Here is a 13,203-nt window from a genome sequence, read left to right on the forward strand (position 1 = left end):
CGTGGCACAGCAGTTCATCGGCGCGGGCTGGGCGTTCCCGCCCCGTACGGACGCCACCGGCGGCATCGCCCTGGTCGGCGGGGACCGGGAGATCGAGGAGTCGATCCGGCTGATCCTCGGCACCTCGCCCGGCGAACGCCCCATGCGCCCGGAGTTCGGCTGCGACCTCGGCGAGTACGTCTTCGCACCCGCCGACGCGGGCACGGCCGGGCAGCTCGCCTACGAGGTACGGCTCGCCCTGGAGCGGTGGGAGCCGCGCGTGGAGGTGGCCGACGTCGCCGTCCGCTTCGACGAAGCGGACGACGGGGTGCTCTACATCGACATCAGCTACGCGATCCGCGGCGCCAACGACCCGCGCAACCTCGTCTTCCCCTTCTACGTGATCCCGCAGCACGACGCACACCCCACCGCGGGGCACGACCTTCGCCCCGAGGAGGGCCCATGACGCTCCCCGGCCCCAACCTGGACGACCGCCGGTTCCAGACTCTGGTCGACGAGGCCAAGCGGCTGGTGCAGCAGCGGTGCCCGGAGTGGACGGACCACAACGTCTCCGACCCGGGCGTCACCCTGATCGAGGCCTTCGCCACCATGGTCGACCAGCTCGTCTACCGCCTCAACCGGGTGCCGGACAAGAACTATCTGGCCTTCCTCGACCTGATCGGGGTGCGGCTCTACCCGCCGACCGCGGCCCGCACCGAGGTCACCTTCCGGCTCTCCGCCCCGCAGCCGGAGACGGTGCGGATCAAGGCCGGTACGGAGGTCGCGACCGTACGCACCGAGACCGAGGAGGCCGTGGTCTTCACCACGAGCCGTGACCTGTCGGTGCCGCCGTGCTCCCTCGCCCACCTCGCCACCCGGCCCGACGCGGGAAACGCCACGGACCGCTCGGAGGAACTGGCCCTGGGCCGCGACGTGCCCTGCTTCGCCACCCCGCCCGCACCCGGCGACTGCCTCTACATCGGCCTGAGCAACCCCGTGCCCGGCTGTGTCCTCGTGCTGCGCCTGGACTGCCGGGTCGACGGCGTGGGCGTCGACCCCCGCCGCCCGCCGCTGGTGTGGGAGGCGTGGGACGGCGGCGCCTGGGAGCCCTGCGAGGTGGAGCAGGACGACACCGGCGCGTTCAACAAGGCCGGGGACGTCATCCTGCACATGCCCGCCACCCACAGCGCCTCCGTCGTCGCCCGGCACTCCGCGGGCTGGCTGCGCTGCCGGCTGCGGGAGGCCGCCCCGGACCAGCCCGCCTACCTCGCGTCGCCGACCGTACGGCACATCACCGCCTTCACCATCGGCGGCACCGTGGAGGCCGCCCACGCCGAGACCGTCACCGAGGAACTCCTCGGCCCGTCGGAAGGCGTACCGGGCCAGGGCTTCCGCGTCGCCCGGCCGCCGGTGGTGCCGGCGGAGGAGCCCTTCGTCGTGGAAGTCGCGGAGGGCGGCGGCTGGGTGGAGTGGACACGCGTCGACGACTTCGCCCACTCCACCGCGACCGACCGGCACATCACCCTCGACCTCACCTCCGGCCGGGTCGACTTCGGCCCGGCCGTACGGGAACAGGACGGAACCCTGCGGCTGTACGGTGCCGTGCCCCCGAAGGGCTGCCCGGTCCGGGTGCGCGCCTACCGCACCGGCGGCGGACGCCGCGGCAACGTCGCCCGGGGCGCGCTGCGCGTGCTGCGCAGCTCCCTGCCGTACGTGGCCCGGGTGCACAACCGGCGCCCGGCGCTCGGCGGCGTCGACGGCGAGAGCGTGGACAACGCCCGCGTACGCGGCCCGATGACCCTGCGCACCCTGCACCGGGCCGTCGTACCGCACGACTACGAACAGCTCGCCCGTGAAGTCGCGCCGGACGCCGCCCGCGTGACGTGCGTACCGGCGGGCCGAGCCGAGGGGGCCGAGGGGGAGGACCAGGCCGGTGGGGTGCGGCTCCTCGTCGTTCCCGCCGGTCGCAGTGACGCGCAGGGCCGGATCGACTTCGACGAGCTGATCCCGCCGCAGGACACCCTCGCCATGATCGCCGCGTATCTGGACGAGCGGCGCCCGATCGGCACCCGGCTCGTCGTCGAACCCCCCTACTACCAGGGCGTCACCGTCGTCGCCTCGGTCCGGGCGGGCCGGGCCGTCGCGGCCGACCGGCTGCGCGAGGCGGCCCTGGCCGCCCTCTACGGCTACTTCAACCCGCTCACCGGCGGGCCGGCCGGGCAGGGCTGGCCGTTCGGTCGGCCCATCCACTCCGGCGAGGTGTTCGGCGTGCTCCAACAGGTGCCCGGCGTCGATCTGGTGGAGGACGTACGGCTCTTCCCCGCCGACCCCGTGACCGGACGGAGGGCCGAGGCGACCGCCAAGATCACGCTCGACCGGCACGCCTTGGCGTTCAGCTACGAACACCAGCTCCGGGTGAGGGAGGACTGACGTGCGCGCGGCGATTCCCGGCCTGCCGACACCCCACCCCCTCCTGGACGGACTGCCCGCCCTCTACCTCGAACACGACTTCCTCCAGCGCTTCCTGGGCGCCCTCGACGAGGTGCTGGCGCCGCTGCACCTCACCCTCGACAACCTGCCCGCGTACCTCCACCCGGGCACCGCGCCCGAGGACTTCCTCGCCTGGCTGGCGGGGTGGCTCGCGGTGGAGGCCGACGCCGAGCGGCCGGAGGACCAGCGGCGCGCCGTGGTCGCCGAGGCGGTCGCCCGGCACCGGCGGCGCGGGACGCGGCACGGGCTGGCCGCGGCGGTGCGGCTGGAGACCGGGACCGAGCCGGAGATCGACGAGAGCGGGGCCACCGCCTGGTCGCCCGTGCCGGGGGCCGCGCTGCCCGGCTCGGCCGGGGCATCGGTCACGGTCCGGCTGCGGGTGCCCGACCCGGACCGGTTCGACCGGGCCCGGCTGGAGCGGCTCGTCGCCGCCGAGACACCCGCGCACATCGCGTACCGGGTCGAGCTGCTGCCCACGGCGGCGGAGGGAGCGGACCCGTCATGACCTGCCCCGACTGCGGCCACCGCAACGACACCGGCGACCGGTTCTGCGCCTCCTGCCAGGCGTTCCTGGAGTGGGAGGAGCAGCCGGCCCCCGCGCCCCCGTCACCCGCCACCGCCCCGCCCCCGCCTGCTCCTTCGCCTTCGCCCGCGCCCGCCACCCCGGCGCCGTCCGTGCCGCCCCGGCCCACGGTGGCTCCCCTCGCGGCCACCCCACCCCGTCCCCGCACGCCACCCACTCCGGCGGAACCCCCGTCCCCGCCGGCGGCTGCCCCACCGCCCCCGGCCGCCCCCAGGCGGCCGGGCGACCGGCCCGAGCGCGGCCCCGACGGCGGCCCGGACCCCGGCCGGGAAACCGGCACGACCGGCCACCCGGCGGGGGCCCGGCGGCCGACGGGCCGGCTCTGCCCGCTGTGCCGGACGGACAATCCGTACGACCGGCGGCTGTGCCACCGGTGCGGTGCCGTCCTCGACACCGCACCGCCGCCCCGGCGGACGCGCCCGCCGTGGTGGCGCCGGATCCTCCGGCGCTCCGACCGCGCCCTGGCGGCCGGCAGCCGACCCCGGCACCGGACCTGGCGGCGGCCCCGCCTGGCACTGCCCCTCACGCTGCTGGTCCTGCTGCTCGCGGTCTGGTTCGGCCGCTCCCACCTCCCCGACGTCTTCACCTTCACCCAGGACCGGACCACCAAGCCGGAGGCGCTGCGCCCGACGGAGGTCCGTGCCTCCAGCGAGGCGCCCGGCCATCCGGCGAGTGCGGCCTTCGACGGTTTCAACAACCGGTACTGGGCACCCGTCAACCCCGGCTCGGGCATCGGGCAGTACCTGGAGGCCGACTTCGACAAGCCGGTGCGGCTGCGGGAGCTGCTGATCACCTCGGGGAGCTCGGTCAACCAGGACGAGTTCCTCACCCAGGCCCGCCCCGCGAAGATCACCGTGCTGCTCGTCGCCGCCGACGGTGAGCGCCGTACGAAGACGGTCACCCTCCGGGACCAGCCCGGTCAGCAGACCTTCGCCGTACGCGGCTCCGACGTCGTGCGCATTCGGCTGACGGCGGACGCCGACTTCGGCATCCGCCTCGACCGGCGGCTCGCCGTCGCCGAGGTGGAGTTCTTCGGCCGGCGGTGAGGTGCCCGGGCCGCCGTGATGCCCGAACCGTGCGCGGTGTCAGTGGACGGTCACGGTCTCCGCGGGTGTCGTCGGCTGCTCGTCCAGGAAGGCGGTGATCCTGGCGGCGAAGCCGGCCGGGTCCTCGGCGGGTGCCCCGTGGCCCGCGTCGATCTCCGCGTACCGGGCCTTCGGAATGCCCGCCAGCAGCGCCTGCTGCTGTTCGGGGGCGATGATCCGGTCGTGCGCGCTGGCCAGGACCAGCGTCGGCGCGGTGATCCGGCCGAGCAGGGGCCGCAGGTCCACCGTGCGGTCGGTCTCGGTCTGGCGCGCGGTGCCCGGCGCGAGCATCCCCGTGAGCCCCTGCACCAGCTCCTCGTTGGCCGCGGCGTCCGTGCGCGCCCAGTACCCGGGACCGAAGGCCGTCAGCGGCAGCATCCGCGCGAACAGCGACGTCCCGTGCGCGGCGTCGGCGCTCAGCAGCTCCAGCCAGTACCGGAACTCGGCGTCCAGCCGGGTGTCGGTGTGGGCCCAGCCCGCGTGCAGCACGAGCGAGCGGACCCGGCCGGGGTGCGTCCCGGCGAGGTGGGTCGCGATCGCCGCGCCCAAGGAGTGGCCGACCAGGTGGAAGGTGTCGAGCCCCGCGTCGTTCGCGGCGGCGAGGACCTCGTCGGCGAGGTCGGCCAGGGTGACCGGCCCGCCGTGGTCGGTGGTGCCGCCCGACCCCGAGCAGTCGGGCGCCACGACGGTGAACCGGTCGGCGACCGCCTCGGTCAGCGGCAGCCACTGCTCACGGCCGGCACCGGTGCCGTGCACGAGCACCAGACCCGGACCCGTACCGGTGATGTCGTACTCGACGACGGCGTCGCCGCCGCTGATCCGCAGGCCTGTCCTGGGCATGTTCCGTCCTTCTTGTCGTGCGAGGTGGGTGAGGCGTGCGGTGGCCGTCAGCCGGCGGCGGGAGCCGACGGCATCAGGGCGAGCGCGGCCCGCAGCGCCGCGTTGAACTCGGCCGGCCGTTCCTGGTGCGGGAGGTGGCCCGCCCCGGCGATCACGCTCACCTCGGCGCCGGGCGTGAGCGCGGCGCAGGTCCGCGCCACGTCGAGCGGGATCTGGGTGTCGAGCTCGCCGTGGATGTAGTGGACCGGCACCCGGAGGCCGGGCAGCAGCGGCCGTGGGTCGTAGGAGGTGAAGGCCGGGAGCTGGCCGTCGACGTAGACGCCCGAGTCGAGGACCTGGCGGACCGTCCAGTCGATCAGTGCCGGGTGGGTGCCCGGCGCGTACCACTCGGACACCCACCCGGCGACCGTGCCGGCCCGGTCGCGACGCAGCCCCTCGACCGGGCCGCCGAGCAGCTCGGGCATGGTCGAAGGCCAGTAGGCAGGCCCGTCCACCGAGACCACGCCCGCGATCAGCTCCGGGTGACGCGCACCGAGCTCGGTCGCGAAGACGCCGCCGATCGACGAGCCGACGACGACCGGACGGTCCAGGCGCAGCGCGCCGACGAGCGCCACGAGGTCGGCGACCACCCCGTCGATGGTGTTGCCCCGGGCGGGCCGGGCCGACCGGCCGCAGCCGCGCCAGTCGAGGGTGACGACCCGGTGGTCCCGGACGAGGTCGGGCAGCTGTGCGCCCCACACCCGGCCGCTGGTCGCCCAGCCGTGCAGGAGCAACAGGGGCCGTCCGGCGCCCTCGTCCTCGTAGTAGAGCGTGGTGTCGTTCACATCCACGTACGTCATGCCGACTCCTTCGAATCGCTGGTGTGCCGTTCGCTGTGCCTCCACCTCATCGCGATCACGCCCGGCGACCAATGAGGGAAGCGCGCATACACTCATCACGACAAGTGATCAATCGCGGCGGCTTCGCGCCGGCCGGTCGACGGGGTGGGCATGGAGATCCGGCAGCTGCAGTACTTCCTGACCGTGGCCGAGGAACTGCACTTCGGACGGGCCGCCGAGCGGCTGCACATCGTGCAGTCGGCGGTCAGCCAGCAGGTGCGCCGGCTGGAGCGGGAGCTGGACGTCCCGCTGTTCGACCGCACCACCCGGAGCGTGCGGCTGACCGAGGCGGGCCGACGGCTGCTGCCGCACGCCAGGGAGGTGCTGGCCGCGCGGTCGCGGGCCCGGGCGGCGATCGACGAGCTGCGCGCGGAGCGGGCCGGGACGCTGCGGCTCGGCTCGAGCTCCGGGCTGGGCGTGCGGCTGGACACCATCCTCGCCGAGTTCGCCCGGCTCGCCCCCGGTGCCCAGCTGGAGCTGGTCACCGGCGCCACCGACGACCGTCTGAAGCGGGTCCGGTCCGGCGAGCTGGACGCGACGCTGCTGCGCGGCGAGCGGACCGAGCCGGAGCTGGAGATGCTGCCGCTGTGGCACGACCCGCTCATGGTCGCCCTGCCCGCCCGCCACGACCTCGCCGTGCGCGGTGTGATCGACATGGCCGACCTCGCCGCCCTGCCCCTGCGGCTGTCCTCCCGGTCCCGCAACCCCGCGCTGTACGAGCTGGTGACGCGGTCCTGCCGTGCGGCCGGATTCGAGCCGCAGTTCGGCGCGGAGTTCACGACCGCCCAGGACACCCTGGCCGGCATCGGCTTCGGCAAGCCGTCCTGGACGGTGTTCTACGCCCCGCACGCCGACCAGCTCCCGGTCCCCGGCGTCGTCTTCCGCCCGCTGCGCGACCCCGCCCCGGCCATGCGCACGTACCTCGCCGTGCGGCCCGACCCGCCCCGGGCCGAGCTGCGCGCCCTGATCGAGGCCTGCCACGCCGCGTAACCGGCGGTGACGGGTCCGTCGTTCTGCTGAAATCCGCCGCCGCGCAGTGGGGCAAAACGTCACAACATTGCCACGGCTTCGAGGCGCCGACCCCAGAGTGTCGGCGCGGGGCCCGTCGTGCGCCGGGCGCGCCGGTGGGGCATCGAGTGATCGCGTGTAGCTTTTGTCATACAGCCGTGCCGATGACATCCGCGCGACGTGTGTTCGTCACCTCCGCGTACCCTGCCGCTTCGGTACCGCCCCGCCGCACCCACCGACAGAGATCCAAAGGACGCCCTGCCCATGCCCTACGTGCGCCACTGGTTGCGCAACTCCATCCTGCTGTTCGCGACCGCGATCGCGCTGGGCCTCGTCGCCGCGCACACCGAGCTGATCCAGCCGCACGACCTGCAGCTGGACCGCACGATCCAGACCAACACCCGCACGGGCTGGCTGAACCACGTGATGGAAGGCGTCAGCGCCCTCGCCTCGCCGATCGCGGGCCTGCTGATCCTCGCGGTCTGGAGCGGCTGGCTGCTGTTCGTGCGGCGCAAGCCCACGAAGGCGGTCGCCACCTTCCTGGTGGTGGCGGTCGGCTGGAACAGCACGCAGATCGCGAAGGCCCTCGTCGCCCGGCCCCGGCCGCCGAGGCAGTTCATGCTGGACCCGGAGATCGGCTCCAACAGCTTCCCCAGCGGTCACACCGCCTTCACGGTCGCGGCCGTGATCGCCGCGTACTTCCTGCTGCGCGAGACCCGGCACCGCCGGACCGTCCTCGTCCTCGGTGTGTTCGCGGTGCTGCTCATCGCCTTCTCCCGGATGTACGTCGGCGCCCACTACCCGACCGACACCTTCGGCTCGGTACTGATCGCCGGTTCCGCGATCACCTTCGTGACGGGCGTGTGGCACACCTGGCTGCTGCCGCAGCTGCACCGCGTGCCGCTGATGGAGCGCTACGGGCTCACCCAGGAGCGGGAAGCCCTCGCCCGGGAGGCCGCCGCGGCACAGGGCGTCGCGTACGTGCCCGGACAGACGCGTGCCGGAGCGCCCGGCACACCGGCCGGCGGCGGCCGCCACCGCAAGCACGCGGGGCGCTGAGCCCCTCCCTCTGTTCGTTTCCCGGGCCGGCCCCGGGGGCCCACCGGCCCCCGGGGCCGCTTCCGTTCCGCCACCCCTTCCGTATTTCTGTAACGCGTTCTACTGTGTGCGCCGTCGTCGCGGGGCACCCGCGCCGGTGTCAGGGAACAGTCATCGGGACCAGCGGGACCTTGGAGGGGCCGTGGATCTCCAGTACACCCCCGAACAGCGGCGGTTGCGCGCGGAACTGCGGGAGTACTTCGCCGCGCTGGTGCCCGACAACGCCTACGCCCGCCACTTCGACCCCGCCGAGCAGAAGCGCTTCTACCGCCGGACGATCCGCCGCCTCGGCGCGGACGGCCGCCTCGGGGTCGGCTGGCCGACGGAGTACGGCGGCAGCGGCATGACGCCGATGGAACAGTTCATCTTCTTCGACGAGGCCGCGCAGGCGGGCGTGCCGCTGCCGCTCATGGCCCTCAACACCGTCGGCCCCACGATCATGCAGTTCGGCACCGACGAACAGAAGGCGTACTTCCTCCCGAAGATCCTCTCCGGCGAGCTGGACTTCGCCATCGGCTACAGCGAGCCCGATGCCGGTACGGACCTCGCCTCCCTCAAGACCCGCGCGGTGCGCGACGGCGACGACTATGTCGTGAACGGGCAGAAGATCTGGACCACCAACGGCGACACCGCCGACTGGGTCTGGCTGGCCGTGCGCACCCGGCCCGTCGAGGCCGGAGTGCCGCCGCACAAGGGCATCACCATCCTCCTCGTACCGACCGCCGACCCCGGCTACTCCTGCACCCTCATCCGCACCCTCGCCTCGCACGACACCACCGCGAGCCACTACGAGAACGTCCGGGTCCCCGTCACCCGCCGCGTCGGTGAGGAGAACCAGGGCTGGCGGCTGATCACCACCCAGCTCAACCACGAGCGCGTCACCCTCGCCGCCCACGGCACCACCGCCATCAGCGCCCTGCGCCAGGTCCAGCGCTGGGCCGCCGACACCAAGCTCGCCGACGGCCGGCGCGTCATCGACCTCGGCTGGGTCCGCGGCCGGCTCGCCCGTACGCACGTCAGGCTCGACGCCATGAAGCTGCTCAACTGGCGCATGGTGGACGCCCTGCACCGGGGCACGCTCACCCCGCAGGACGCCTCGGCCGTCAAGGTCTACGGATCCGAGGCCCGCCGGGACGCCTACGCCTGGCTGATGGAGATCCTCGGCGCCGCCGGCCCCCTGAAGGAGGGCTCCGCGGGCGCCGTGCTCCACGGAGAGCTGGAGCGCGGCTACCGCAGCGCCGTCATCTTCACGTTCGGGGGCGGCAACAACGAGATCCAGCGGGAGATCATCTCCTGGATCGGACTCGGCATGCCCAGGGTGCGGCGCTGACGCCGGCCCGGTCGTTCATGCGCTCAGAACGTCGACAGCGACTGGTTTGCGTTGAGTCGGCCGTAGATCCGTTCCGGAGTCAGGGGAAGCGTGCGGTAGCGGACGCCCGTGGCATCGTGGAGCGCATTCGCCAACGCGGGGGCCACCGGGTTGATACAGCATTCCGCCATCCCCTTCGACCGCATGGGCCCGACGGAGTCCGCCGAGTCCACCAGGAGCACGTCGGTGCGGGGGATGTCGGCATAGGTGGGGATGCGGTAGTTGCGGAGGTTCGGGTTGACCATGACGCCGTTCGCGTCGACGTGGTAATTCTCGGTCAGGGCGAAGCCGATTCCCTGGGCGACACCGCCTTCCACCTGTCCCCGGACCTGTGCGGGGTTGATGACCACGGCGGCGTCGGTCGCCTGGACGCTGTACAGGATACGGATCTCACCGGTCACCCCATGGACGGCGATCCGGAAGCCCTGCGTATTGGAGGTGACGCTTCGGGGTGAGCCGTAGGCCTTGCGGGCGGCAGTGAATCGGATTCCGCGCGCTCGGGCCAATGCGACGAGCTCGGCCAACGACACACGCTGGTCGCCGCAGACGACACCGTCGTCGTCCATCGAGCACAGCACGACATGGACACCCGTGTGCGCGGCGGCAAATTCCAGGATGCGGTCGCGTACGGCGTTGGCCGCTCGAAGTACCGCGTTGCCCGCCACGAAAAGGCCCGCACTCGCGAAGGCGCCGGTATCGAATCCTGTGCGGTCGGTGTCGGATTGCACCAGGCGGACCCGCGACGGCGTCGTGCCCAATTGGTTGGCCGCGATCTGGACATGCGCGGTCGACGTACCCTCGCCGAATTCGACCGTTCCGACGGCCAGCTCGTACATGAGGTCGTTGCCGAGCGTGACCCAGGCCTCGGAGACATGTTCGGTCGGGGGTGCGGTCTCGTGCAAGGAACTCGCGACGCCGACCCCGACCAGCCATCCGGGGCCGGGGGGCGGATCGTCGGACGTACGGGCCATGGCGGCATCCACGAGATCGATGCACTTCGCCAGCCCGTCCTCGGTGAATATCACGTCGTCGGGGCCGTCGTCCAGGGCGACGAGCGGGTCACCCGGGCGCACGATGTTACGGCGTCGCAGTTCGAGCGGATCGATGTGCAAGGCGAGTGCCAGTTCGTGCATCGCCGATTCCACGGCGAACGCCGGTTGCGTCATCCCGTAACCGCGTAGTGCCCCACTCGGAACGGTGTTCGTGTAGACGGAGAACGCGTCGTACTTCTTGTTGGGGCAGCGGTAGATCATGACGGCGGCGCCGCCTGCGTACAGCGTTTCGCCGCCATGGTTGCCGTAGGCGCCCGTGTTCGACACATTGCGGACCTGGAACGCCGTGAGCGTTCCGTCCGCCTTCGCGCCGAGCTTGACCGTCAACGTCATCGGATGCCGTGGCGAAGCCGTGGTGAACTCCTCCTCCCGGGTGTACTCGAAACACACGGGTCGGCCGGTGTCCAGGGTGGCGAGCGCGACCAGATCCTCCGAGATCACTTCCTGTTTGCCGCCGAAGCCGCCGCCCACGCGCTTACAGAACACGCGGAGCTGGTCCGGGCGCAGCGCGAACAGATAGGCGAGTTTGACTTTCCCGATCGACGGCGACTGCGAACTGGTGCGGACGTTCAGGCGGCCGTCCTCCATCCAGGCGATCGAGCCGTGGGTCTCGAGATGTGCGTGTTGCACCCGCGGTGAGGAGTACGTGCCTTCGTGGATCACGTCGGCTTCGGCGAACCCTGCGTCGACATCGCCGATGTGCGAATGGATCTCGAGCAGGATGTTGTGGTCGGGGTCGCGGACGAAGGGATCGTTCGCGCCGTGCAGCTGTGGCGCCCCCTCGGCCATTGCCTCTTCCGGGTCGAATACGGCCGGCATGACCTCGTATTCGACGACGACCCTTCGGCAGCCCTCTTCTGCCGCCCCCACCGTGTCGGCCAGGACCGCGACGACGCGTTGGCCGACGAAGCGGACCGTGTTGTCGAGGATGAAGGTGTCGTCCGGATCGACGAGATGGTCGGTGTGGATCGCCGTGGTGAAGCGCTTACGCGGCACGTCTTCCCAGGTGTAGACCCGATGCACGCCGGGAACCGCGAGCGCGGCGGTCTTGTCGATCGAGACGATCCGGGCGTGCGCGTGGGGTGAGTGCAGCACCTTGAGGTGCAGCATGCCTTCGATGTGGGTGTCCATCGTGAACTCGGCGTGACCGGTTACCACGTCGTTGGCTGCCGGCGCACCGACGCTCGTCCCGACGGCCTTTCCCGGCGCGGCTGTCTCCACGCCGGCGACGCCCTTCACGGCGTCCTCGATCCCCCGATAGCCGGTGCAGCGGCAGAGGTTGCCCTTCAACGCCCGTGGCAGGTCCTCCTTCTGGGCCTCGGTGAACGTTGCCGAGGTCATGATCATCCCTGCGGTGCAGAAACCGCATTGGAACCCCGGGGCGTCGCGGAACTGTCGCTGCATCGGATGCAGGTTGCCGGGTGATCCGATCCCCTCGATCGTCGTCACCTCGCGACCGTCCGCACGGAAAGCGGGGGTGATGCAGCTGTGCACCGGATCGCCGTCCAACCACACCGTGCACGCGCCGCAATCGCCTGCGTCGCAACCCTTCTTGACGCCGTAGTGGCCGAGTGAGCGGAGGAAGGTACGCAGGCACTGGCCAGGGTCCGGTTCTTCGTCGAACCGCTTGCCGTTCACGATGTAGGTCATGCCAGGTCGCCCCCGGCCATGAGTTCGCGACGAATCTCTTCGGCGAAGTGCTTTGTCAGGTGGCGACGGTGGGCGGGTGTCCCGTTGGGATCGGCGAACCAGACGTCGGCGGGGATGGCGTCGATGCTCTCGTGCAGCGTTCGGGCATCGGGCATGGTGTCGAAGGCGATGCGCACAGGACGTTCGGTACCGGCTGTGACGGTGAGCAGCAGGTCGCTCGTTCCTGCCGTTTGAGTACCGATGAGGAATACCGTCGAACGGCCGAGGCGGGTCAGTGTGAAGCGGCGGTGCGCGGTGCGTTTCCTCAGGGCGTGCCCCGGGATGTCGATGCGCCGCAGGATTTCTCCGGGAGCAAGAACGTTCCGGTTGTTGCCGGTCACGAAGTCGAGGGCATCGACGACGCGCGCGGACCCGTCAGGTGCCCACAGCTCGTACTTTGCCTCGAGTGCGACCGTGAGCGTGATCATTGGACCGGCAGGCAAGGACATGCAGATATTGCCGCCGACGGTCGCCGAGTTCCAGACCTTGAACGAGGACAAGAACGCCTCGCAGCTTTTCGTGAAAAGGGTACCCGCGATCCAATCACTTGGCAGCGCAAAGGCGTACAGGTCGCGGATGGTGCACGTGGCGCCGATCTCGAGGCCCGCGTCGCTCGGGACGAGGGGATCCCAACGCAACGCTGTCAGGTCGATCAGGCGGTACAGGCTCGGCTGCTCCGCGGAAAACAGCCACGTTCCGCCTGCGAGCCAGGCGTCGCCTTCGCGCCAGTCCACGCCTGGCCGATCGGACGGTCGCCGGACGACTTCGGTGATGGTGTTGAGGTCCATGGGAACCGATCTCTCCCTCACGACGACAGCGCGCGGCACCGCTCGCGTTCGTGGCGGCGCCGGAATCTCCCCGATCTTGTTGTTGCAGGTAGGGTCGCGGCATGGTTCCGATTGCAGATATTCGGCTCGATACGCTCGTCGAATGACGACGGGTCGCGATACACGCTGAAAGCGGCAGGGCCTCAGGCGACAGAACCCCATTTTGGCCGCTGCGGTCGAACTGATTGAGGAAGGACCCGAGGGCGCAGATATGCGCTTCCAGCATATAGCGGAACGGGCTGGTCCCGCCAAGTCGGGGCTTGGGTGTGAAGTCGTGATATCTGGTTCGTGGTCATGCGCTCGCG

General features: G+C 71.4%; 11 protein-coding genes. 7 read left to right on the forward strand and 4 right to left on the reverse strand.

The genetic code is table 11. The annotated features are described in order from the left end of the window. The first annotated feature begins 1 nt into the window (after position 1). From FHS38_RS06035 to FHS38_RS35110, 4 genes are read left to right on the forward strand one after another with little or no spacing between them, the layout of a single operon-like run. Positions 2-445: a gp25 family contractile injection system sheath assembly initiator gene (locus FHS38_RS06035; RefSeq protein WP_184731527.1), complete on the forward strand. Its 444-nt coding sequence runs from the start codon at positions 2-4 to the stop codon at positions 443-445. Further along, entirely contained in the window at positions 442-2,409 is a 1,968-nt protein-coding gene (locus FHS38_RS06040) for a putative baseplate assembly protein (protein ID WP_184731528.1), read from the forward strand. Before FHS38_RS06035 ends, FHS38_RS06040 begins: the two co-directional genes overlap by 4 nt. 1 nt (position 2,410) lies before the next feature. Further along, positions 2,411-2,974 (forward strand): phage tail protein, encoded by a 564-nt coding sequence (locus tag FHS38_RS06045; RefSeq protein ID WP_184731530.1) that lies wholly within the window; start codon positions 2,411-2,413, stop codon positions 2,972-2,974. Then, a complete protein-coding gene (locus FHS38_RS35110) occupies positions 2,971-4,098 on the forward strand; it encodes an NADase-type glycan-binding domain-containing protein (RefSeq protein ID WP_229822530.1) in 1,128 nt (375 codons plus the stop codon). The genes FHS38_RS06045 and FHS38_RS35110 overlap by 4 nt, the downstream gene beginning before the upstream one ends. Positions 4,099-4,137: 39 nt before the next feature. Here the strand turns inward: FHS38_RS35110 and FHS38_RS06055 are convergent, their stop codons facing one another. Both FHS38_RS06055 and FHS38_RS06060 read right to left on the reverse strand, forming a co-directional pair. After that, positions 4,138-4,977, reverse strand: a complete 840-nt coding sequence (locus FHS38_RS06055; protein WP_184731532.1) for an alpha/beta fold hydrolase — start codon at positions 4,975-4,977, stop codon at positions 4,138-4,140. A gap of 47 nt (positions 4,978-5,024) precedes the next feature. Beyond that, positions 5,025-5,816 carry an alpha/beta fold hydrolase gene (locus FHS38_RS06060; RefSeq protein WP_184731534.1) on the reverse strand — a complete coding sequence of 264 codons (792 nt, stop codon included), beginning with the start codon at positions 5,814-5,816 and terminating at the stop codon, positions 5,025-5,027. Positions 5,817-5,966: 150 nt separating this feature from the next. Between FHS38_RS06060 and FHS38_RS06065 the strand changes: the two genes are divergently transcribed. The 3 genes from FHS38_RS06065 to FHS38_RS06075 all read left to right on the forward strand — a co-directional run bounded on the left by FHS38_RS06065 (position 5,967) and on the right by FHS38_RS06075 (position 9,291). Then, positions 5,967-6,845, forward strand: a complete 879-nt coding sequence (locus FHS38_RS06065) for a LysR family transcriptional regulator (protein WP_184731536.1) — start codon at positions 5,967-5,969, stop codon at positions 6,843-6,845. Between the two features lie 282 nt (positions 6,846-7,127). Continuing rightward, positions 7,128-7,922, forward strand: coding sequence for a phosphatase PAP2 family protein (locus FHS38_RS06070; RefSeq protein WP_184731538.1), 795 nt, complete (start codon positions 7,128-7,130; stop codon positions 7,920-7,922). Between the two features lie 181 nt (positions 7,923-8,103). After that, the gene (locus FHS38_RS06075; protein ID WP_184731540.1) at positions 8,104-9,291 is read left to right on the forward strand and encodes an acyl-CoA dehydrogenase family protein; all 1,188 of its coding nucleotides are present in this window, start codon (positions 8,104-8,106) and stop codon (positions 9,289-9,291) included. A gap of 23 nt (positions 9,292-9,314) precedes the next feature. On the opposite strand, the gene FHS38_RS06080 is transcribed toward FHS38_RS06075, so the two are convergent. Further along, complete coding sequence (locus FHS38_RS06080; protein ID WP_184731542.1) at positions 9,315-12,032, reverse strand: molybdopterin-dependent oxidoreductase; 2,718 nt, start codon at positions 12,030-12,032, stop codon at positions 9,315-9,317. Beyond that, entirely contained in the window at positions 12,029-12,859 is an 831-nt protein-coding gene (locus tag FHS38_RS06085) for an FAD binding domain-containing protein (RefSeq protein ID WP_184731544.1), read from the reverse strand. Before FHS38_RS06085 ends, FHS38_RS06080 begins: the two co-directional genes overlap by 4 nt. Between the last annotated feature and the right edge of the window lie 344 nt (positions 12,860-13,203).

The sequence above is a fragment of the Streptomyces netropsis genome (assembly GCF_014203545.1).
GTDB lineage: Bacteria > Actinomycetota > Actinomycetes > Streptomycetales > Streptomycetaceae > Streptomyces > Streptomyces netropsis.